Origin of the sequence: Streptomyces sp. NPDC047072 (genome assembly GCF_040643855.1) — a bacterium.
GTDB lineage: Bacteria > Actinomycetota > Actinomycetes > Streptomycetales > Streptomycetaceae > Streptomyces.
This window is the reverse complement of the sequence record NZ_JBEYVC010000178.1, coordinates 1-21,699: the sequence shown is the minus strand read 5'-3', so window position 1 is coordinate 21,699 and position 21,699 is coordinate 1. Positions and strand designations below refer to the sequence as shown.

20 protein-coding genes and 1 pseudogene are annotated in these 21,699 nt (G+C 72.3%); 10 read left to right on the top strand and 11 right to left on the bottom strand.

Going from position 1 to position 21,699, the window contains the following annotated elements; genetic code table 11:
* Positions 1-94: 94 nt before the first annotated feature.
* The 4 genes from ABZ896_RS43570 to ABZ896_RS43555 form a co-directional block, all read right to left on the bottom strand.
* The gene (locus tag ABZ896_RS43570) at positions 95-469 is read right to left on the bottom strand and encodes an RNA polymerase-binding protein RbpA (RefSeq protein WP_010046329.1); all 375 of its coding nucleotides are present in this window, start codon (positions 467-469) and stop codon (positions 95-97) included.
* A 255-nt stretch (positions 470-724) separates the two neighbouring features.
* A complete protein-coding gene (locus ABZ896_RS43565) occupies positions 725-2,071 on the bottom strand; it encodes an MFS transporter (protein WP_360941686.1) in 1,347 nt (448 codons plus the stop codon).
* Between the two features lie 53 nt (positions 2,072-2,124).
* Entirely contained in the window at positions 2,125-2,892 is a 768-nt protein-coding gene (locus ABZ896_RS43560; RefSeq protein ID WP_360941683.1) for a glycerophosphodiester phosphodiesterase, read from the bottom strand.
* Positions 2,889-3,542 (bottom strand): hypothetical protein, encoded by a 654-nt coding sequence (locus ABZ896_RS43555; RefSeq protein ID WP_360941680.1) that lies wholly within the window; start codon positions 3,540-3,542, stop codon positions 2,889-2,891. The genes ABZ896_RS43560 and ABZ896_RS43555 overlap by 4 nt, the downstream gene beginning before the upstream one ends.
* 99 nt (positions 3,543-3,641) lie before the next feature.
* On the opposite strand from ABZ896_RS43555, the gene ABZ896_RS43550 reads away from it, so the two are divergent.
* Entirely contained in the window at positions 3,642-5,141 is a 1,500-nt protein-coding gene (locus tag ABZ896_RS43550; RefSeq protein WP_360941677.1) for a PLP-dependent aminotransferase family protein, read from the top strand.
* Positions 5,142-5,192: 51 nt separating this feature from the next.
* On the opposite strand, the gene ABZ896_RS43545 is transcribed toward ABZ896_RS43550, so the two are convergent.
* Both ABZ896_RS43545 and ABZ896_RS43540 read right to left on the bottom strand, forming a co-directional pair.
* Positions 5,193-6,746 (bottom strand): hypothetical protein, encoded by a 1,554-nt coding sequence (locus tag ABZ896_RS43545; RefSeq protein ID WP_360941674.1) that lies wholly within the window; start codon positions 6,744-6,746, stop codon positions 5,193-5,195.
* A 40-nt stretch (positions 6,747-6,786) separates the two neighbouring features.
* Positions 6,787-6,981, bottom strand: a complete 195-nt coding sequence (locus tag ABZ896_RS43540) for a hypothetical protein (protein ID WP_007380617.1) — start codon at positions 6,979-6,981, stop codon at positions 6,787-6,789.
* A gap of 216 nt (positions 6,982-7,197) precedes the next feature.
* Here ABZ896_RS43540 and ABZ896_RS43535 point away from each other — a divergent pair, with 216 nt between their 5' ends.
* From ABZ896_RS43535 to ABZ896_RS43515, 5 genes are all read left to right on the top strand, one after another.
* Positions 7,198-7,590 (top strand): ankyrin repeat domain-containing protein, encoded by a 393-nt coding sequence (locus tag ABZ896_RS43535; RefSeq protein WP_360941671.1) that lies wholly within the window; start codon positions 7,198-7,200, stop codon positions 7,588-7,590.
* Between the two features lie 301 nt (positions 7,591-7,891).
* Entirely contained in the window at positions 7,892-9,310 is a 1,419-nt protein-coding gene (locus ABZ896_RS43530) for a HEAT repeat domain-containing protein (RefSeq protein WP_360941668.1), read from the top strand.
* 187 nt (positions 9,311-9,497) lie between these two features.
* On the top strand, positions 9,498-10,631 hold the full coding sequence (locus ABZ896_RS43525) for a glycosyltransferase family 1 protein (RefSeq protein WP_360941665.1): 1,134 nt from the start codon (positions 9,498-9,500) through the stop codon (positions 10,629-10,631).
* Positions 10,628-11,791 carry a glycosyltransferase gene (locus ABZ896_RS43520; protein ID WP_360941662.1) on the top strand — a complete coding sequence of 388 codons (1,164 nt, stop codon included), beginning with the start codon at positions 10,628-10,630 and terminating at the stop codon, positions 11,789-11,791. The genes ABZ896_RS43525 and ABZ896_RS43520 overlap by 4 nt, the downstream gene beginning before the upstream one ends.
* 13 nt (positions 11,792-11,804) lie before the next feature.
* Complete coding sequence (locus ABZ896_RS43515) at positions 11,805-12,641, top strand: SGNH/GDSL hydrolase family protein (protein WP_360941659.1); 837 nt, start codon at positions 11,805-11,807, stop codon at positions 12,639-12,641.
* Between the two features lie 14 nt (positions 12,642-12,655).
* Here ABZ896_RS43515 and ABZ896_RS43510 read toward each other — a convergent pair whose 3' ends face one another.
* The 5 genes from ABZ896_RS43510 to ABZ896_RS43490 are packed head-to-tail and all read right to left on the bottom strand — an operon-like array spanning position 12,656 to position 17,036.
* The gene (locus tag ABZ896_RS43510; RefSeq protein WP_360941656.1) at positions 12,656-13,525 is read right to left on the bottom strand and encodes a biotin-dependent carboxyltransferase family protein; all 870 of its coding nucleotides are present in this window, start codon (positions 13,523-13,525) and stop codon (positions 12,656-12,658) included.
* Positions 13,522-14,148 carry a 5-oxoprolinase subunit PxpB gene (gene pxpB / locus ABZ896_RS43505; RefSeq protein ID WP_360941653.1) on the bottom strand — a complete coding sequence of 209 codons (627 nt, stop codon included), beginning with the start codon at positions 14,146-14,148 and terminating at the stop codon, positions 13,522-13,524. The genes ABZ896_RS43510 and pxpB overlap by 4 nt, the downstream gene beginning before the upstream one ends.
* The gene (locus tag ABZ896_RS43500; protein ID WP_360941650.1) at positions 14,145-14,903 is read right to left on the bottom strand and encodes a 5-oxoprolinase subunit PxpA; all 759 of its coding nucleotides are present in this window, start codon (positions 14,901-14,903) and stop codon (positions 14,145-14,147) included. The genes pxpB and ABZ896_RS43500 overlap by 4 nt, the downstream gene beginning before the upstream one ends.
* Positions 14,904-14,919: 16 nt before the next feature.
* Entirely contained in the window at positions 14,920-15,741 is an 822-nt protein-coding gene (locus ABZ896_RS43495) for a putative hydro-lyase (RefSeq protein ID WP_360941647.1), read from the bottom strand.
* Entirely contained in the window at positions 15,738-17,036 is a 1,299-nt protein-coding gene (locus ABZ896_RS43490; RefSeq protein WP_360941645.1) for an MFS transporter, read from the bottom strand. The genes ABZ896_RS43495 and ABZ896_RS43490 overlap by 4 nt, the downstream gene beginning before the upstream one ends.
* A gap of 129 nt (positions 17,037-17,165) precedes the next feature.
* Between ABZ896_RS43490 and ABZ896_RS43485 the strand changes: the two genes are divergently transcribed.
* The 4 genes and pseudogenes from ABZ896_RS43485 to ABZ896_RS43470 all read left to right on the top strand — a co-directional run.
* Positions 17,166-17,861, top strand: a complete 696-nt coding sequence (locus tag ABZ896_RS43485) for a GntR family transcriptional regulator (RefSeq protein ID WP_360941642.1) — start codon at positions 17,166-17,168, stop codon at positions 17,859-17,861.
* A gap of 83 nt (positions 17,862-17,944) precedes the next feature.
* Positions 17,945-19,474: a hypothetical protein gene (locus ABZ896_RS43480; RefSeq protein WP_360941639.1), complete on the top strand. Its 1,530-nt coding sequence runs from the start codon at positions 17,945-17,947 to the stop codon at positions 19,472-19,474.
* Positions 19,475-19,505: 31 nt separating this feature from the next.
* On the top strand, positions 19,506-20,378 hold the full coding sequence (locus tag ABZ896_RS43475) for a hypothetical protein (protein ID WP_360941636.1): 873 nt from the start codon (positions 19,506-19,508) through the stop codon (positions 20,376-20,378).
* 37 nt (positions 20,379-20,415) lie between these two features.
* Positions 20,416-21,699 (top strand): annotated as a pseudogene (locus tag ABZ896_RS43470) (hypothetical protein); the annotation flags it as partial.

Genomic DNA, 21,699 nt, shown 5'->3' with positions numbered 1-21,699 from the left:
CAAGTCTCCCTGGTGAACGGGCAGTTCAACCGGAGGAGCGCACGATGGCCTTGTCGTTCACGTGCACTGATCTGCGGCCCAGTCCCCGAGGGGACTACGCCGACTTGCGGCTGTCCCGGGGATGAATCGCGATGTTCATCGCACCGGAGCGCAGAACCGCCAGACGCTCCTCGAGGACCTCTTCGAGTTCCTCACGGGTGCGTCGCTCCATCAGCATGTCCCAATGTGTACGCGCGGGCTTGGCCTTCTTCTCTTCAGGGCCGTCGCCGTCCACGAGGAGTGCCTGGGCCCCGCAGACCTTGCACTCCCACTCCGGCGGGATCTCCGCCTCGACCGAGAAGGGCATCTCGAAGCGGTGCCCCTTCTCACATGCGTACTCCACGGCCTGGCGCGGGGCCAGGTCGATGCCGCGGTCCGTCTCGTAGCTGGTCACCACGAGGCGCGTGCCGCGAAGAGCTCGCTCACTCATGAATCGTGCCTCCCGGGCTTGTCGCCCACAGGACAGGTGTCGCTGTCGTCGTCATCCGGTCAACGTCCGGTCGGCGGTAAAGATTCCCGTTCCGGGTCATGCGTCGCCGTCGTAGCCGCCCCTTGTTGTACCCACCAGCGCCCGGTTTGTCACATCTGCTAGCAGATGTCACCCAGCGTTTCGGCATCTTTGACGCGCAGTAACGGTACGCCTGGCAGGCCAAACGCGTACACTACAGCGCTTTGGTGTTGAACGCTAAATCCTTTCGGGAACGGGATTGCCCGCGTCGATGATCGCCTGCCGCACCGGAACCCGTGCGAGCAGCACGAATCCGATGACGAAGAAGGCCACCAGGGAGATGATCGCGTCCCGATAACTTCCTGTCAGCTGGTAGGTGATCCCGAACAGCAGAGGGCCCAGCCAGCTCATGCCCCGGTCGCTCATCTCGTACGCCGAGAAGTACTCGGCCTCCTTGCCCGGCGGGACGAGATGGGAGAACAAGGAGCGGGACAGGGCCTGGCTGCCGCCGAGCACGAGCCCGATGCCGGACGCCAGGACGAAGAACCACACGGGCGCGCCGGCGGGCAGGAAGAACCCGGCCGCAAGGATCACCGCCCAGGCGATCAGCGACCCCAGGATCGTGCGCTGGGCGCCGTACAGCCGGGCGAGCCGCCCCAGCGCCAGCGCGCCCACCACCGCCAGCACCTGCACCAGCAGCACCGCCGCGATGAGCGTCGACTGCCCGAGGTCCAGTTCCTCGGAGCCGTAGACCGAGGCCTGGGAGATCACGGTCTGGATGCCGTCGTTGTAGATCAGGTACGCCAGCAGGAAGGCGAGGGTGAGCGGGTGGCGGCGCATGTCGCGGACGGTGGCCGCGAGTTGCCGGAAACCCGGGGCGGTGGGCTCCTTCGCCGTGGACCGCCGGTCGCGCAGCCGTCGTAGCGGAATCAGCGCGAACGCGCCCCACCACAGCCCGGCCGAGGCCAGACAGACGCGGACCGCCGCGCTCTCGGAGAGACCGAAGGAGTCGTGGCCCATGTAGAGGACGAGGTTCACGACCAGCACCAGGGCGCCCGCCGCGTAGCCGAAGGCCCACCCCTTGGAGGAGACCGCGTCGCGCTCCTCGGGCGGGGCGATCTGCGGGAGGTAGGAGTTGTAGAGCATCGTCCCGACGGACTGCGCTGCGTTCGCGACGACCAGGAGGAGCCCGCCGAGGAGATAGCGGTCGCCCCCGAGGAAGAACATCCCGGTCGTCGCGGCGGCCCCGGTGTAGGCGGCGGCCGCCAGGAGGGGCTTCTTGCGGCCGGTGCGGTCGGCGGCGGCGCCCACCAGGGGCATCACCAGCACGGCCACGATCACCGACAGGGACACCGAGTACGCGAAGAAGGAGCCGGCCCGTACCGGGATCCCCAATGGATGGACGTAACCGTCCGCGTCCGCCGCGTTCTTGGCGACCGATGTCAGATAGGGCCCGAGGAACACGGTGAGCACACTCGTCGAGTAGACGGAGCAGGCCCAGTCGTAGAAGTACCAGCCGCGCTGCTCGCGCCGCCGCTCGGCGGCCTCGTCGGCCGAGCCCGCCCGCACGGTGTCGGTGCCCACCCGTGCCTCCCCGTCAAGGTGCCGTGCGCGGACCGGGAGCGGGGGCGCGGGTGTCAGACCCAGACGCCCCGGTCCTCCATGACCTTGCGCAGTGTGTCGATGTGATCGGTCATGATGCCATCGACTCCCAGGTCCAGGAGCCGGTGCATGCGATCGGCCTCGTTGATGGTCCATACGTGCACCTGCAGCCCGCGCGCGTGGGCGGTGCGCACGAAGCGGTGGTCGACCACCTGGATGCCCGACTGGGCCTCCGGCACCTGCGCGGCCACGGCCGACCGGCGCAGCGCGGCCGGGACGCCCCAGGAGCGCAGCCGGAGATTCAGCACACCTCTGGTGCCGTACGACGTCGCCAGGCGCGGTCCGGCCAGGCGCTGGGCCCGTATCACCCGGGCCTCGGAGAAGGAGCCGACGCAGATCCGGTCCCAGGTGCCGGTGCGCTCGATCAGGTCGAGCAGCGGGTGAAGCGCCGACTCGGCCTTGACGTCGACGTTCCAGCGGGCCTCGGGGAAGGTCTCCAGGAGGTCCTCGAAGAGCGGCACCGGCTCCTTGCCGGCCACGCGCGCGTGCCGTACGTCCGCCCAGGGCAGGTCGGCGATCCGGCCCGCCCCGTCGGTCACCCGGTCCAGCGTCGTGTCGTGGAAGGCGACCAGCTTGCCGTCCGCCGTGGCATGGACGTCGGTCTCCAGGTACCGGTAGCCCGCCTCCACCGCCCGCCGGAACTGGAACGCGGTGTTCTCCAGGCCGTCGGCCGCTCCGCCCCGGTGGGCGAATGGGATCGGGCCGGGATGGTCGAGGTAGGGATGGCGTATCCGCGAGGTCACGGACGCAGTATCGCTCCCTGCGGTTGCCCGGTGGCAACGACCGTGCTGCCGTCGGATGCCGTGGGGACGGCGAACACGCGCAGGAACAGCTGGGCGAGCGGGCCGATGGAGACGGCGTACAGGACGGTGCCGATGCCTATGGTCCCGCCCAGCAGGAAGCCGGTGCCGACGACGGCCACCTCGACAGCGGTCCGCATGAGCCGGATCGAGCGGCCGGTCCGCAGATGCAGCCCCGTCATCAGCCCGTCCCTCGGCCCCGGACCGAAACGGGCGGCGATGTAGAGCCCGGTGGCCGCGCCGTTCAGCACGATGCCCGCCATCAGGAGCGGAATCCGTACGGCGAGACCGTGCACCTCGGGGACCAGGGCCAGGGTGCCGTCCATCGCGATGCCGACCACGAAGACGTTGGAGACGGTGCCGAGGCCGGGGCGCTGGCGCAGCGGGATCCACAGGAGCAGGACCGCCGCGCCGACGATGATCGACACGACGCCGATCGTCAGGCCGGTGAGTTCGGCCAGGCCCTGGTGAAGCACGTTCCAGGGCTCCAGGCCCAGGCCCGCCTCGACGAGCAGCGCCGAGCTGGCGCCGTAGAGGGCGAGCCCGACGTACAGCTGGATCAACCGTCTCCCGAGACGGCTCTGCGTGGACAAGACGTGCCCCCTGTGGTGGTAGTGGCCTGGCACATGACACCCTGTGGCTTGGGACGAGACGGCATCCATGGCCAATTCGGGGAAGGTGGACTGATTTCGGTGACACAGTGGACCTCGGCGGTGGGTGCCGCGCAGCTCGCCCGACTGCTCAACTCCCAGCAGGACCGCCCTGCGGGCCCCGGCACCCGCCGCCCGCCCGCCTACCGTGCGCTCGCCGACGGCATCCGCCTGCTGGTGCTGGAGGGCCGGGTCCCGGTGGCCGCCCGGCTGCCCGCCGAACGCGAACTGGCCCTGTCCCTGTCCGTCAGCCGTACGACCGTCGCGGCGGCCTACGAGGCGTTGCGCGCCGAGGGTTTCCTGGAGTCCCGGCGCGGTGCGGGCAGCTGGACGGCCGTCCCCGCGGGGAACCCGCTCCCGGCCCGCGGCCTCGAACCCCTCCCGCCCGAGGCCCTCGGCTCGATGATCGACCTGGGCTGTGCGGCGCTGCCCGCCCCCGAGCCCTGGCTGACCCGGGCCGTCCAGGGCGCCCTGGAGGAGCTGCCGCCGTACGCCCACACACACGGCGACTACCCGGCGGGACTCCCCGCGCTGCGCACGATGATCGCCGAGCGCTACACCGCGCGCGGCATCCCGACCATGCCCGAGCAGATCATGGTCACCACGGGTGCGATGGGCGCGATCGACGCCATCTGCCACCTCTTCGGGGGCCGCGGTGAGCGGATCGCGGTCGAGTCGCCGTCGTACGCCAACATCCTCCAGCTGATGCGGGAGGCCGGCGCCCGGCTGGTGCCCGTCGCGATGGCCGAGGGCCTGGCGGGCTGGGACATGGACCGCTGGCGTCAGGTCCTGCGGGACGCGGCACCCCGGATCGCGTACGTCGTCGCCGACTTCCACAACCCCACCGGCGCCCTCGCCGACGAGGACCAGCGCCGCCGGCTGGTGGAGTCCGCGCGCTCGGCGGGCACTGTCCTGGTGGCCGACGAGACCATGACCGAACTCTGGCTCGACGAGGACGTCACCATGCCGCGCCCGGTCTGCGCCTTCGACCCGGCCGGCTCGACCGTGGTCACCGTCGGCTCGGCCAGCAAGGCGTTCTGGGCGGGCATGCGGATCGGCTGGGTCCGCGCGGCCCCCGACGTGATCCGCAGCCTGGTCGCGGCGCGGGCGTACGCGGACCTGGGAACCCCGGTACTGGAACAGCTGGCGGTGAACTGGCTCTTCAGCACGGGGGGCTGGGAGCAGGCGGTGGAGGTACGGCGGGAGCAGGCGAGGGGGAACCGTGAGGCGCTGGTGACGGCGATCCGCAAGGAACTGCCCACCTGGGAGTTCTCGGTCCCCAAGGGCGGCCTGACCCTGTGGGTGCGAGCGGGCGGCCTGTCGGGCTCGCGCCTGGCGGAGGTGGGTGAGCGAGTGGGGGTACGGGTCCCGTCCGGCCCGCGCTTCGGAGTCGACGGCGCTTTCGAGGGCTACGTGCGCCTGCCGTTCACGGTGGGAGGGGCAGTGGCGGAGGAGGCGGCGGCGAGGCTGGCCGCAGCGGCCCGGGCGGTGGAGAGCGGAGGCTCCACGGGAGGGGAATCACCGCGCACATTCGTAGCGTGACGGTGCCTGGATCTACCTAGGGGCGCGGGGAACTGCGCGACCAGCCCCCACTCACCCGCACTCTGCACTCAACGAAACCGTCTCCGCATCCACAGGAGTGGTCCGAGCCGGCAGCAACCCCAGCACCGCCTCCCGATCCCCCGCACTGGTCGCATCGTCATAGGGATCCGGAGTAGCCGGCACCTGAAGCCGATGCACAGGCCCCGCCCCCAGCCGCGCATACCCTCGCCCCGGCGGCACCACCGCAACCGGCGTCGTGTGCGGCGGCATGCCCAGGACACCCTCCAACTGCCCGGGTGTCGCCGGCCCCAACACGACACGCGCGCGCGTGTGCTGCCGTACCGCGTCACTCAACCCGTCCGCACTGTCGAACTGCTCCGCCACCACGACCGTGACGTTCGCCGCGCGGCCGTGCCGCAACGGCACCTGGAGCAGGGACTGCGGATCCTTGCGCCCCTCGGCAGCGGCCAGGTGGGAGAAGACGCTCGGCCGGTCCAGAAGGATCCACAGGGGACGCCTGGTGTCCTCCGGGGGCGCGTCCCCGGCCTGCCGTGCGCGATTCGCGGCGATCAGCCGTCGCTCCGTCTCGGTCGCCGCCCACTCCAGGCTCGCCACCGCACCGGCCAGCCCGCACTCGACGGCGAGCACGCCGTCCCGCCCGGTCAGGCACGCGTACTCGCCGGTGCCGCCGCCCTCGACGATGACGACATCGCCGTACTGAAGGGCTTGCAGCGCGATGGAACGCAGCAGTGTGGATGTGCCGCTGCCCGGCTGGCCCATCACCAGAAGATGCGGCTCGGTGGAGCGGATGCCCGTGCGCCAGACCACCGGAGGGACGTCGCGCCGCTCCTCGCCGTAGCCGAGCGGGAGCGTGCGCTGGACCTGGGTGGGGTCCGTGAAGCCCAGGACCGTCTCGCCCGGCGCGGTGACGAAGCGCTGGGCGGCGATGTCGGTGGGCAGCGGGGCGAGGACGGCGACTGTGAGGTGGTTGCCCTCCTCGTCCCAGGAGAAGTGGTACTCGCGGTCCCGCCCCGACTTGGCGTGCAGCAACTGCTCGATGCGGGCCCGGGACTGGGCCTCGCCGTCGGTGAAGTACGCCGGGTAGCGGATCACCAGCTGCGTGATGCGGCCGGCGGCGTCGAAGTCGTAGGCGGGGAAGGCCTTCTCCCACTCGCCGCCGTGGGTGTAGAGCGGGGCCGGGTCCTCGGCGGCCGAGAAGTACGGGACCAGCGCCTCGTAGAGGGACTGCAGGCGCTGGGTCTGCGACTCGTCGGGGCCTTCGGGTTCCGCGGGCTTGCGGTCCCGGCCCTGCCAGGCTGCCGCCGCCATCAGGGTGATGACGGCCAGCAGCGGTCCGTACGGCACCAGGGCCACCACCAGGACCACCGAGGCCACCAGGAACAGCAGCGGCCCGCGCTTGTCCTTGGGGGTCTCGGCCCACCTGCGCCGCCCGGCCGCCGCCAGCCGGCGCAGCCCCTTGCTGATCGTGATCAGCGGGTGCAGGACGTCCGTGGCGCTGTCGGCCGCCGTCCGGGCCAGCTCCCGGCTCCGGGCGATCTGCGCGCTGCCTGTGCTCAGGATGCGGGGGAGGGGGCGGCGGGCCACTGCGGTCTCCTGGTGGTGCGTACGGACGGGACGGGCGGCGTCAGAACTTGATGCCGCCGAGGAGGCTCGCCAGGCTCTCGCCGCCGGCCTTGATGCTCGGGGCGATGGCGGTGCTCGCCAGGTAGAAGCCGAACAGGGCGGAGATCAGGGCGTGCGAGGCCTTGAGGCCGTCCTTGCGGAAGAAGATGAAGACGACGATGCCGAGCAGTACGACGCCCGAGATGGAGAGGATCATGCGAGTGCTCCTGGTTCGTGGGGACAGTCACCATGAGTACTTCCAGGCTCACAGCATGTATCCATCCGATAAAAGGTGCAACTGGGTGAATTTCTGGATATTTCACCGGGTTGGCAGAGTCACCAAGATCTCTACCTCCGGCGCGTCGGGTCATGTACGGCCCGAGCCAGTACCCTTGCGATTCACCTGAACGGATGGAGAGAGGCGGTCCGGCCGATGAGCGAAGCCCCTGACCCGGAGGTCGTGGAGCTGGCGACCAAGATCTTCGATCTGGCCCGGCAGGGGCGGACCGAGGCACTCGTGGCGTACGTCGACGCGGGCATTCCGGCCAACCTCACCAACGACCGCGGGGACTCCCTCGTGATGCTCGCCGCCTACCACGGCCACGCCGACGCGGTGCGCGCGCTCGTCGCCCGCGGCGCGGCGGCCGGCGGGGCCAACGACCGGGGTCAGACCCCGCTCGCCGGGGCTGTCTTCAAGGGCGCCGGGGACGTCATCGAGGCCCTCCTCGAAGGGGGTGCCGACCCCTCCGAGGGCACCCCCTCGGCCGTCGACACCGCTCGGATGTTCGGTCGGACAGAACTGCTCGAACTGTTCGGCGCACACTGACCCACATGTTCTGACCAGCGAAAACACACACAACGGGGGAGGCGGTACAGGGCCGCCGAAATTTCGGTCGCGGCAGACGGAAGTGCCGAGTCATCATGACGACGTGGTTCACGGACGTGATGGCTGGGCAAGTGTTGCCGCACCGCGCGGACCGTGATGCGGTCCGCATGGGCCACCGACGAGAGGCAGAGGAAGATGGTCTACAGCAAGCAAGAGACGGCGGGCGCTCCGACGTTGTGTCACGCGGCCAGGTAATGCGTGTTTCCCGGTTGCGTCGACGCTTGATGTGAGGCTGTTTCCCATGTTCGATCCGGTCATAGCGCCCAGCGGTACGCTGCTCGGCCTGCTCCAGCGGGGCCGCGGCGACGGCACGCTGCACGCGCTCACCGCCCCGCGCGCCGAGGCGCTCGCGGCCCTGAACCACTGCGTGCTGAGCGATCCCCGCCACGACTGGCAGGTGGAGAACCGCTCGCTCTACTACGCCCGACTCTTCCTCGACCTGGCAGGCGAGCTGGACGAGATCGAGGCGCACCTCTTCGACGTCGAGGACGTCTTCGACACCGAGGAGTCACGTACGGGGCTCGCCCTGGCGGTCCTCGGCCACCTCGCCTCCTACGGCAGGCGCGACGCGCTCGAACTGCTGCGCAGGTACGCCGCCTCCGGCTCCAACTGGGCCTGGGCGCTCGACGAACTCGCGCTGCGCGACGACGACGCCGGACTGCGGTCGCTCGCGGCCCCCGTGCTCGCCCGTTTCGGCACCGATCCCGAGGGCGAGGCCGAACTGGCCGCCGCCGTGCGCGACGCCTTCGAACCACGGCCCTGGCGGCTGTGGGCCGACGATCCCCGTGAATCCGTCGCCACACGCGTGCGTGCCGCTCACGAGACCGGCTGCTTCGACCGATGGCAGCGGCAGATGCGGCCCAGCGGGCCACGCCCCGGCTGGAGCGTCCAGGCCGTCTTCGAATGGGCCCAGCAGGGCCTGGAGCGCGGCGCCGCGCTGCACGTCCCGGCCGCCCGCTGTCTCATGGCCGTCGCGGGCCCCGAGGACCGGCCCGAGATCGTCTCCGCCGCCATGGACGGCACCGACGGCGCCCGCTGCACCGCCCTGCGCTATCTCGCCGACAGCAACGACCCCGACGCCCTCGACCTGATCGAGTCGGCCGTCACCACCGGCTCGACGGCCGTCGTGGAGGCCGCCGTCGACTCCTTCGAACGGATGCGCAGCGTCGCCGCCGTCGACCGGGCGCGCGGCTGGGCCAGGCGGCCCGATCCGCTGGGCGCCGCCGCCGGCCGGATGCTCGCCTGCCGGGGCGGGGCCCAGGACAAGGACCTGGTTCTCTCGGCGCTCAGGGAGGCCGTCCGGGGCGAGGGCCCCGACGCCCCGACCCTGTGGACGCTCGTCGACGGCACCGGACGGCTCGGCATCGTCTGCGCCGCCCCCGTGCTCCGCCATATCTACCGGGAGACCGCCTCCTCCCATCTCCGCGGCCGCGCCGCCCACGCGCTCGCCGCCACCGACCCCTCCTTCGCCGCCGGATTCGCCGTCGAGTGCCTCTGGGACTGCGAGGAGACCACCCGCGAGATCGCCGCCCGGCACGCCGAGACCGGCGACGCCCGGGTCGTGGAGCGACTGCGCCGGCTGGCCGCCGACCCGGCCGAGGAGGCCGAGGTGCAGACCGCCGTCCGCAGCCGTATCGGACCGGACACGGCCGCCATGTGACACCGGCCCCACAGGGGCCCGCCGGGCACCGTCACGCCCGCCGGGTGAACTCGCGACGACCCGCGGGTCAGGTCCGGATGGACACGGCCTGACCTGCTCGGGTGTGCGAAAGAACGCTCACGGTGTGTTCATCGTTCGCATAGATCCACGTTGACGCGGGCACGTCCAGTCCGGCGACAACACCGGTATGCGTGTCGTCATAGTGACCGAATCCTTTCCCCCCGACGTGAACGGCGTGGCCCACTGCGCGCTCCAGACCGCCCGGCACCTCGTAGATCGCGGTCACCTTCCGCTCGTCGTCGCGCCGGCCACCGCGTCCGGCCCCCGGGCCGGCGTGGACGCCCTCGCGCCCTGCCCCGTCGTCCGTGTCCCCTCCCTCCCGCTCCCGGGCTACCCCCAGGTCCGCGTCGCCCTCCCCAGCCGACGCGTGGCCGCGGCGATCGCCGAGCACCGTGCCGACGTCGTCCACCTGGCCAGCCCCTTCGTCCTCGGTGTCCGCGGCATGGCCGCGGCCGCCCGGCTTGGCATCCCCGCCGTCGCCGTCTACCAGACCGATCTCGCCGGGTACGCCCGCACCTACGTGCACGCGGGCGAGGCCGCCGCCTGGCGCCGCATCCGCTCCGTGCACGCCGCCGCGCACCTCACCCTCGCCCCCTCCAGCGCCTCCCTGCAGGACCTGGAGGCGCACGGCGTGCCCCGGGTCAAGCTGTGGCCGCGGGGCGTGGACACCGTCCGCTTCCGTCCCGACCTGCGCGACGAGGCCCTGCGTCGCGAACTCGCCCCCAATGGTGAGCTGATCGTCGGCTACGTCGGCCGGCTCGCCCCCGAGAAGCACGTCGAGCTCCTGGCCGGCGTATGCGGCCTGGAGGGCGTGAAGGTCGTGGTCGTCGGCGACGGCCCGAGCCAGCCCTCGCTCATGGAGACCCTGTCCGGAGCGGTCTTCCTGGGCCGTCGCATGGGCGACGAACTGGCCCGGATCTTTGCCTCCTTCGACGTCTTCGCGCACACCGGCCCCTTCGAGACCTTCTGCCAGACCGTGCAGGAGGCCATGGCGAGCGGCGTGCCCGTCGTCGCGCCCGCCGCCGGAGGACCGCTGGACCTGGTCGCCCACGGCCGTACCGGGCTCCTCGTCCCGCCCCGCGACCCGGCCGCCGTACGGGACGCCGTGTGGTCCCTGGCCGCCGACCCCGCACGGCGCGTCGCCTACGGCGACGCCGCGCGGGCGATGGTCGAGGGCCGCACCTGGGCCGCCGTCGGCGACCAGCTGATCGGGCACTACGCGTCCGTGCTCGGCACGCAGCGGACGGCGGTGGCCGCATGACCGGGAAGCCGCTGCGAATCGTCCGCCTGGCCAACTTCGTCGCCCCCGCCTCCGGCGGCCTGCGCACCGCTCTGCGCGAACTCGGCAAGGGATACCGGGCGGCGGGCCACGAACCCGTCCTGATCGTGCCCGGCGACCGCGTGAGCGACCGCGACACCGAACAGGGGCGGGTGATCACCCTGCCCGGCCCGCTGCTGCCCGGCACCGGCGGCTACCGCGTCCTGACCGACAAGCGCCGGGTGGCCCGGCTCCTGGCGGAGCTGGCCCCCGACCGCCTGGAGGTCTCCGACCGCACCACCCTGCGCTGGACCGGCAAATGGGCGCGGCGCGCCCGGGTCCCCGCCGTGATGGTCTCCCACGAGACCGCCGACGGTGTGCTGCGCACCTGGGGCCTGCCCGAGGAGGCGGCCCGGCGCGCCGCCGACGCCCTCAACGTCCGTACGGCGCACACCTACGCGCGCGTGGTGTGCACCACCGAGTTCGCCGAGCGGGAGTTCGTGCGGATCGGCGCCCGCAACGTTGTACGGGCACCCCTCGGCGTCGACCTGGAGGCACGCCACCCCGCACTGGCCGACACGGGACTGCGGGCCCGCTACGCGCGCGAGGACGAGACGTTCCTGGTCACCTGCACCCGCCTCTCGGTCGAGAAGCGGCCCGGCACCGCCCTGGACGCCGTGGAGGCGCTCCTACGGCGCGGTCGCCGGGCGGTGCTCGTGGTGGCCGGGGACGGGCCGCTGCGGCCGCGTCTGGAGCAGCGGGCGCGCGAGCGCGGGCTGCCGGTGACCTTCCTCGGGCACGTCTCGGACCGCGCGCTGCTCGGCGCGCTCCAGGCCTCCGCCGACGTCTGCCTGGCACCGGGGCCCGCCGAGACCTTCGGGCTCGCCGCGCTGGAGGCGATGGCCTGCGGCACGCCCGTGGTGGTCAGCGCGTCCTCCGCGCTGCCCGAGGTGATCGGATCGGCGGGTGCCGTCGCGGTCGACCGCGGGGAGGCCTTCGCGGACGCCGTCGAGGCGCTCCTCGAACTCCCGGTCCCCGAGCGCCGGGAGACCGCACGCGCGCGTGCGGAGTGCTTCGGGTGGGACACCGCGGTCAGGGCGTTCCTGGCGGCGCACGACGCGGACGCGTTCGTACGGCGGTCCGTGCGCGGAGGCGTGGCATGAGCGGGGAGCCGCTGTGAGCGGGCTGCGTTTCGTCGCCCTCGGGGACTCGCTGACCGAAGGCGTGGGCGATCCCGTCGGCGACGGGTGGCGCGGCTGGGCCGCGCTGCTCGCCGCCGGGCTCGCCGAGGACGACGTCGACTTCGTCAACCTCGCGGTGAGCGGGGCGCAGACGAGGGACGTGCTGGAACGGCAACTGCCCCAGGGGCTCGCGCTGCGGCCCGACGTCGTCTCGGTGGTCGTCGGCGTCAACGACACCCTGCGCTGCACCTTCGACATCCACGCGGTCGCCGCGCGGCTGGACCGGGTGTACGCGGCCTTCAGCGCGCAGGGCGCCGTACTGCTGACCGCGTGCCTGCCGGATCCCGGGGCGATGCTCGGGCTCCCCGGGGCGCTGGCGCGTCCGCTGGCCCGGCGGCAGCGGGCCGTCAACACGGTGGTGCACGCGCTGTCCGAGCGCTACGGGGCCGTGCATCTGCACGCCTCCGAGGGGGCGTGGCTCACCGACCGGGCGATGTGGAGCGCGGACCGGCTGCATCCGGGGGAGCGGGGGCATCGGCAACTGGCGGTGCGGTTCCATGCGTTGCTGGCGTCGAGGGGGCTGGCCGACGGGGTCGCGCCGTCGGTCGAGCCGGAGTTTCCGGTCCCCACGAAGTCGGCGAGTCTGTGGTGGTTGGCCACGGCGGGTACGGGGTGGGTGGTGCGGCGGTGCGGAGACCTGTTGCCGCAGTTGCTGTCGCTCGCGGTGGACGAGATGCGGCATCGGGCTCGGGGGACCAGTGCGTGGCTGGATCTGCGGGCGGCTCATGCGGTGTCGGCGGCGTTGGCTTCTGTTTCGGCCGAGGCCGCGTGAGGTTGTTCGGCGGGTTACCGGTGCCGTACCGCTATGAAGCGCACCGGAGTTCCCGGTGCCGCCTGGGCCGCTGCCGGGAGGTCGGCTTCGCGAACGACCCCGATCACCGGGTAGCCCCCGGTGGTGGGGTGGTCGGCCAGGAAGATCACCGGTCTGCCGTTCGGTGGCACCTGGACGGCTCCCAGGACCATGCCCTCGCTGGGCAGTTCATCCGAGCGCGCTCGCTCGACGGCAGGTCCCTCCGTGCGCAGCCCGATGCGGTTGCTCGCGGACGAGACCCGGAACGTGCTCGTGGTGAAGACCCGGACCGCCTCCGGGGTGAACCAGTCGTCGCGCGGGCCCGGCGTGACCCTCAGGACCAGCTCCGCCGGAGGCGCCGGCTGGGGAGTGAAGTCCACGCGCGCGTGGAGCGCTTCCGGGGTGCCCAGGGGGAGGACGGCGCCATCGGTGACAGGGGGCGGGCCCAGACCCGACAGGAGGTCCGTGGAGCGGCTCCCCAGGACCGGCTCGACCAGGATGCCCCCGGAGACGGCCAGATAGCTGCGTACCCCTGAGACGGCTGTTCCGACGTCCAGGAGGGCACCGGCGGGTACCGCGACCGGTGCACCCCAGGAGACCGGGCGGCCGTCCACCGTGACCGGGCAGGGGGCGCCGGTGACCGCCACGGTGACCGTCGAACGCGGGCGTACCGAGCAGCCGTTGAGCGTGGTCTCCAGGACGGCCGATTCCGGGCGGTTGCCGACCAGACGGTTGGCGAGCGCCGCCGCGGGGCCGTCCAGGGCGCCGGAGCGGGGGACGCCCAGATGGGCGTGGCCGGGGCGACCCCGGTCCTGGACGGTGGTCAGTGCTCCGGACCGGACGATCGCGAGCGCTCGATCGGTCATACGGCGCTCACCCGGCCCGTGCGGACGAAACGCACGCGCGTGCCGGGCGACAGCAGCGCGGCCGGTACGCGCGTGTGGTCCCACAGCACGGTGTCCGTGGTGCCGATCAGCTGCCAGCCGCCCGGCGACGAACGCGGGTAGACGCCGGTGTACGGACCGGCCAGACCCACCGCACCGGCCGGGACCGCCGTGCGCGGGTCGGCGCGCCGCGGGACGTGGAGGCGGGGCGGAAGGCCGATGAGGTAGCCGAAGCCGGGGGCGAAGCCGCAGAAGGCGACCGTGAACTCGGTGGCCGCGTGGATCCGGGCCACCTCCTTTGGCGGGACGCCCCACAGCTCGGCCACGTCGGCCAGGTCCGGGCCGTCGTAGCGCACCGGGAGATCGACGACCTCACGCGCGCGTGGAGGCGCGGGCGGGACCTCGGCGGCCGTCAGTTCGGCGGCCAGCCGGGTCGGGTCGGCGAGGCCGTCGAGGAGGACCGTACGGGCCGCGGGGACGATCTCGCCGACCGACAGCGAGCCCTCGGCGCGACGGCGCACCAGCTCGGCGTGCAGGGCCTGGGCCTCCTCGCCCGAGGCGACCTCGACGAGCAGGGCGTGGTCCCCGACCGGCAGCGTCCTCATGCGAACGCCTCCACCCGCACGCCCGCCGTCTCCAGCCGCTCCCGGACCCGGCGCGCCAGCTCCACCGCGCCCGGGGTGTCCCCGTGCAGGCACAGGGAGCGTGCCGCCACGGCGATACGGGCCCCCGAGCGGGAGACGACCGCGCGATCCCGGGCCAGGCCCAGGGAGCGTTCCACGACCGCCTCCGGATCGGTGACCACCGCGTCCGCCTCGGTGCGCGGCACCAGCGTGCCCGCATCGGTGTAGGCGCGGTCCCCGAAGGCCTCCGTGACGGGTGTGATACCTGCCTTGGCGGCCGTCTCCAGGAAGCGTGAGCCGGGCAGGCCGAGGACGGGCAGGGTGGCGTCCGCGAGGAGGACGCCGGCGACGACCGCGGCCGCCTGTTCCTCGTCGTGCACCACCCGGTTGTAGAGCGCGCCGTGCGGCTTGACGTACGACACGCGCGTGCCCGCCGCCCGGGCGAAGACCTCCAGGGCGCCGATCTGGTAGGCCACCTCGGCCGTCAGCTCGGCGGACGGCACGTCCATCGCGCGCCGCCCGAACCCCGCCAGGTCCCGGTAGGAGACCTGGGCGCCGACCCGTACCCCGCGCTCGGCGGCCAGCTCGCACACCCGCCGCATGGTGACCGCGTCCCCGGCGTGGAACCCGCAGGCCACGTTGGCGCTCGTGACGACGGACAGCAGCTGCTCGTCGTCGGTGAGGCGCCAGCGGCCGAAGCCCTCGCCGAGGTCGGCGTTCAGGTCGATCGGGGTCATGGATCCTTGTCTCGTCTCAGGCCACGCGGTACTGCTCGTCGCGGGCGTCGGTCAGGAACATCTGTCCCGGTGCGTGGGTGATCGCGAAAGGCGGCCGCGAGGCCGTCACCGCGGCCTGGGGCGTCACCCCGCAGGCCCAGAACACCGGGATGTCGTCCGGCTCGGCGTCCACCGGATCGCCGAAGTCGGGTCGGCCGAGGTCGGCTATGGCCAGGGCCGCGGGGTCGCCGCAGTGCACCGGGCTGCCGTGCACCGCCGGGAGCAGGCTGGTCTCCCGGAGCGCGGCGGCCAGGTGCTGCGGTGGCACCGGGCGCATGGACACCACCATCGGTCCGTGCAGCCGCCCCGCGGGACGGCACTGTCGACTGGTCACGTACATGGGAACGTTCCGGCCCTGCTGAATGTGCCGGATCGGGACCCCTGCCCCCGACAATGCCCACTCGAAGGTGAAACTGCACCCGATCAGGAACGACACCAGGTCGTCACGCCAGTGGGCGCGTACGTCCGTCGGCTCGTCCACCAGCTCGCCGTCCTGCCACACCCGGTAGCGCGGCAGGTCGGTGCGCAGGTCCGCGCCGTCCGCGAGGACGGTCGTCCAGTCTCCGGCGTCCGTGACGTCGAGGACCGGACAGGGCTTCGGGTTCCGCTGGCAGAACAGCAGCATGTCGTAAGCCCAGTCGGCGGGCACCGAGATCAGGTTGACCTGGGTGTGGCCCGCGGCGACCCCGGCGGTGGGACCCGTGAGGCCGGCCCGGAAGCGGGTCCGGGCCTCCTGCGGGCTCCACGCGTGCGCGTGCTCGTCCACGAGGGTCAGGGGACGGTCGTCCGTGCGGTTCACGCGAGTTCCTTCCCACGCGTCTCGGGCAGTCCGAACAGGGCCAGTGCGGCGAGGCCGTAGCCGATGGCGCCGAAGACCAGCGCGCCGCCCGTGCCCCAGCTGTCGGCCAGATAGCCGACGGTGGTCGGGAAGACGGCGCCGACCGCGCGCCCGGCGTTGTACGTGAAGCCCTGGCCGGAGCCGCGTACCGCCGTCGGGTACAGCTCGCTCAGGAAGGACCCGAAGCCGCTGAAGATCGCCGACATGCAGAACCCGAGCGGGAAGCCGAGCACCAGGAGCAGGGTGTTGGCGCCCTCCGGGATGTTGCCGTACGCCACGATGCACAGGGCCGACAGGAGCGCGAAGAGCCAGATGTTGCGCCGGCGCCCGAGGCGGTCGGTGAGGTAGCCGCCGGTCAGATAGCCGAGGAAGGCGCCCGAGATCAGGAAGGTCAGATAGCCGCCGGTGCCGACGACCGACAGGCCGCGGTCGCTCTTCAGGTAGGTCGGCACCCAGGTGGCCAGCGTGTAGTAGCCGCCCTGGACGCCGGTGGACAGCAGCCCCGCGAAGATCGTCGTACGCAGCAGGTCCGGTTTGAAGATCGCCGCGAAGGAGCCCTTTCCGGCGCTCTGCTCGCGTACCTCGATCGCGTGCGGGGCGTCCTGCACCTGGCGTCGCACCCAGACCACGAGCAGCGCGGGCAGCGCGCCGGTCCAGAACATCACGCGCCAGGCGGTGTCCGCGTCGAAGACCGAGAAGACCAGCGTGTAGACGAGCGCGGCGAGCGCCCAGCCGACCGCCCACGAACTCTGGATCGCGCCGAGGGTGCGACCGCGGTGCCTGCCGCTCGCGTACTCGGCGACCAGGATCGCGCCGACCGCCCACTCACCGCCGAAACCGAGGCCCTGGAGGGCCCGGAAGACCAGCAGTGACTCGAAGTTGGGCGCGAAGCCGCAGGCCACGGTGAAGACCGCGTAGGTGATCACCGTGATCATCAGCGCCCGTACGCGGCCGGCGCGGTCGGCCAGTACGCCCGCCAGGGCCCCGCCGATGCCGGAGGCCAGCAGCGTCACGGTGGTGAAGAGGCCGGTCTGGCCGCTGTCCAGGCCGAAGTAGGCGGCCAGCGCGACCATGCTCAGCGGCAGCGTGAAGTAGTCGTAGGAGTCCAGGGCGTAGCCGCCGAACGCGCCGGCGAAGGCGCGGCGACCGCGCGGACCGAGGGCGCGGAACCAGCCCAGTGCTCCGTCGTCGGAGCGGTTCCCTTTGAGGGACGGGGATTCGGTGGGGACGGCCTGGGACGGAGGAGTCGTGCTCATGGGCACCTCGCAGTGGGAGGACGGAGGGTGCGGAGCTGAGCCGTGCGGTACGAGCAAGCTAGAGGATCGTTCAACGATCCTTCAATACCCCTGTTGTTTCGTTCTCATGTCTGCGGTTGAATTCCGGGCATGGCAGAGCAACTGAGCGGACTGGCCGACGACCGCGCCCTCCTGGGCCGCACCAGCACGGCCGAGCGGGTCTCGGACATCCTCAGAAGCCGTATCGCCGAGGGCTACTTCCCGCCCGGCACCCGCCTCTCGGAGGACAGCATCGGAGGGGCGCTCGGCGTCTCCCGCAACACCCTGCGCGAGTCGTTCCGCCTGCTCACCCATGAACGCCTGCTCGTCCACGAACTGAACCGGGGCGTGTTCGTGCGCGTCCTGACGGTCGAGGATGTGGAGGACATCTACCGCACGCGGGCGCTCGTGGAGTGTGCCGTGGTGCGGGGCCTGGCGGAGCCGCCGTACGCCCTGGACGGTCTTGCCGGAGCGGTCGCCGAGGGCAAGCGGGCGATCCGTGAAGGTGACTGGAAATCGTTGGGTACGGCCAATATCCACTTCCACCGCGAACTGGTCTCCCTGGCCGGCAGCGACCGCACGGACGAGTTGATGCGCAGCGTCTTCGCCGAACTCCGGCTGGCGTTCCACGTGGTGGACGACCCCAAGGCCCTGCACGAGCCGTACCTGGCCCGCAACGAGCAGATCCTCCAAGCGCTGCAAGGTGGTGACCGGGTCGGGGCCGAGAAGCTCCTCGCGGTGTATCTGCGTGATTCGTTGGGGCGTGTGGTCGAGGTGTACGGGCGCAGGGTCGGAGAGGACACCTAGAGGACACTGGGTGGCACGCCCGGCCCGCTGGTGAAATCACGTCGTTTGGGGAGTTGTCAGACCCAGCACCTAGTCTGTGCACCGTGACTTCACCCGCATCGACGGACACCGTTCCGCCCCAGCTCAGCGCCGGACCGCGCCCCGCGCCGGGCCCCGCCGCCGACGAGGGGCTGGCCCGCCGGCTGCGCGCGCTCGCCTGCACCGCCCCGCTGCACGACCTGGACGCCCGCAAGGCCAACCTCGCGGGCGAGTACTCGGTGTACGGCATGGCGGAGGTGGCCCTCTCCGCCATCGACCTGGTCACACTGAACATGGACTTCGACACCGGCGCCGACCACGACCAGATCGTCGCCCGGCTCATCCCGCGCATCGCCGCACAGGCCCCGCAGCGGCCCGTCGTGGAGCATGAGCGGGTGGCCCGCTGGGTCCTGGAGAACCTGATCAACGTCGGCAGCGTGGACCGCGGCTTCCGGGCGGTCTACGGCACCTTCTCGACGGACGGCACCTATGTCCGGCGCGACTACGACTTCAAGCTGATCGAGGAGGTCCCCGGTCCCGGCGGGGCGGTGTATCTCCGTACGACCGACGAAGCCGTCAACGTCCTCGTCGGCGCCCTCGACACCGACGTCACCAGCGCCCAGATCGCCGCCGAGGTGAAACTGGAGGTGCTGATCAGCCGGGGCCGGCTGGCGGACGCGCAGCTGGCCGCCGAGCAGGCCCGCTACCGCACCGTTCAGTACTCCGAGACCCTGCGCCGGGCCCTGGACGCGACCCGGCGCAACGTCCGGGCGGTGGACTGGCTGAACTCCGTGCCCGACATGATCGCCGAGGCCCTCGACCACGTCGCCGACCGCTATCGCCACGAGAACGCGATCCTGACGAACATCCGCAAGGCCCGGGACGAGTCCGAGGACCAGGAGCACAAGCGGCGGGCCGCCGAACTGGTCGACATCGTCAAGGACTGCATCCGCCGGCACACCCAGCTCCAGTCGCGGCTGCTGGAGGCCGGCCCGCTGTTCCGCGCCGAGCAGGACCGGCAGGCCTTCGCCACGCCGATGACGACCTCGGGGACAGACCTGTACGGCCACCTCGTCGCTCCGCTGCTGCCGCTGCCCCTGGAGCAGGCGGCCCGGGTCACCGACGCGTTCTTCGCGCGCGGGACCGGGCTGCGGACGCCGGTCTCGGTGCGGGTGGGCGACCTGGTCGACATACTGCTGACCCCGCCCATGGAGCGGGAGCATCTGGGCGCGGAGATGCCCGAGCCGGACCTCATCGCCACACCGGACGACAGCCGGTTCAGCGAGGAGCAGCTGGCGGTGGCGAAGGAACTGCTGGATCTGCCGGCGGACGCCCCCCGCAGGCTGTCCGGGCTGCTGGCGGCGGCCCGGCGGACCGGTGACCCGGATCTGGCCTACCTGGTGGCCCTGCTGGCGGTCCACGCGGCCAGCCCCTCCGTGGGCACCGCCTACCGCCAGGGCGAGGAGAAACTGCTCTTCGCCGTGGACGACGGCACGGAGCTGGACGACCCGGAGTTCGGCGGCGCCGACCTCATCGTGGGCACCGCCCTGCTGGACGCGGCGGGGATGGCCGCGGACCGGACGGAGGCAGCGTGAGTGAGCAAGAGCGTGACAAGGAGCCCAAGTCGTGAGTGAGCACATCGAGTGGAGCGAGCCGGAGGCCCCGGCCCCCACGGCGACGGCCGCCGTCACGCCCGCCGATGCCGCCGACGCCGCCCGGCTCGTCGCCTTCGGACTCCAGCCCAAGCTCCAGCCCGCCCGCGACCAGGAGTACACCGAGCTGCTGCGGCGCTACCGGGAGGACTCCCCGTTCGCCCGGCTCGCCGACGCCGTGGCCGCCGGGCTCGGGCTCGTCGTGTTGGAGGTGTCCCCGCGCGCGGGGATGGCCGTGACCGCCGCCGAGGACTCGGTGTTCGCCGTGCGGATGGGCGACTACGCGCGTCGTACGTCGGCCGACGGCGGCGACCGCTTCCTGCACGGACTGGCGCATCTCGCCGTCGCCGCCATGGCGTTCCCGCGCCCCGAGGACCTCGCCGACGACGGCTACATCGGGCGCGTGTCGGTCAACGGCGTCGACGCCTTCGTACGACAGGCCTGCCGGCGCCTGGAGGAACGGGCCGAGGAGCAGGGGGAGAACACCGACCCCGCCAGTGACGCCCCCGGACTGGAGGCGGCCTGGCGGATCTGGGCGAGACGCAGCGCCACCGGAGCCACCAAGGACGCGCGCCGCCTCGCCGGGTCCACCACGGGCATCGTGGGCAAGGCCGTCGCCTTCCTCACCGACTCCGGCTTCCTCCAGCGCACCGGTGACGACAACGGCGGGACCTACCGGACGACGGCCCGCTACCAGCTCCAGGTCCGGGACATGGCATCGAGCGCCGCCATGGCCGAACTCCTGGAACTGGGCGTCGTCCCCGTCACCGACGGCACACCCACCCTGCTGCCCGCCGAGGACGCCGAAGAACTGGTGGCCGACGCCGGACTGCCCTTCCACTCCTGAACTCCCCCCACCTGCCGAAGACTTACGAGAGTCCGCCATGTACGAGCTGTCCCGGGTCCGCCTCTACTCCATCGGCCCCGCCGGTGCGCGCTACGCCGACACCGTGCTTGACCTGCGCGGCGTCGGCGCTGAAGTGCCCGACCCCGCGCCCACCCAGGCGGAGTTCTTCGAGGACGACCCGGTCGGCCCGCCGCGCCGCCCCGCGCCCGCGGGCGTGCTCTTCCTGGAGAACGGCGGCGGCAAGTCCGTCCTGCTCAAGCTGATCTTCTCGGTGATGCTGCCGGGCCACCGCAACACCCTCGGCGGCGCCAGCTCCGGCGTGCTGCGGAAGTTCCTGCTCGCCGACGACTGCGGGCATGTCGCGCTGGAGTGGCAGCACACCCTCACCGGCGAGTGCGTGGTCGTCGGCAAGGTGAGCGAGTGGCGGGGCCGCCAGGTCTCCAACGACCCGCGCAAGTTCGCCGAGGCCTGGTACTCCTTCCGGCCCGGGCCCGGGCTCTCGCTGGACAACCTGCCGGTCGCCGAGTCCACCGCCGTACGGCCCGTCGCCGAGGGCCAGTCGGGCGCCCAGGGCCGCCGCCGCACCATGAAGGGCTTCCGGGACGCCATCACCGAGGCGGGCAAGGCCTACCCGCACCTGGAGGTGCACTGGGAGGAGATCCACGACCGGTGGATCGAGCACCTCGGCGACCTCGGCCTCGACCCCGAACTCTTCCGCTACCAGCGGGAGATGAACGCCGACGAGGGCGAGGCCGCCGGTCTCTTCGCGGTGAAGAAGGACTCCGACTTCACCGACCTCCTGCTGCGCGCCGTCACCGACACCCGGGACACCGACGGCCTCGCCGACCTGGTCGGCGGCTTCGGCAACAAGCTGGGGCGGCGCGCCGAGCTGATCGCCGAACGGGACTTCACCGCCGGGTCGGTGGACCTGCTCGGCCGGATCGTCGAGGCGGCCGAGGCGCGCTCACGCGCGCGTGACATCCACGCCGGATCGGAACGCCGTACGCGCACCCTCGCGCGGCGGCTCTCCGCGCGGGGCGCGCAGGAGCGGGTGCGGGCCGCGGACCTCGCGCAGCGGGTCACCGCCGCCGCGTACGCCGTCACGCACGCCGAGGCGGCCCGTGAGCGCAGTGCGCTGATCGCCGCCGAACTCGCCTACCGGCACGCCTCCCTGGCGCTCGCCGGCGCTGAGAAGTCGGCCGCCGCGCAGAAGCGTGAGCTCGCCGACGCCCGCACCCTGCACTCCGCCTGGCAGGCCGCCGAGGCCGTGCTGCGCCATCGGGCGGCCGCTGTCCGGGTCGCGCGCGTGGCGGCCGGCATC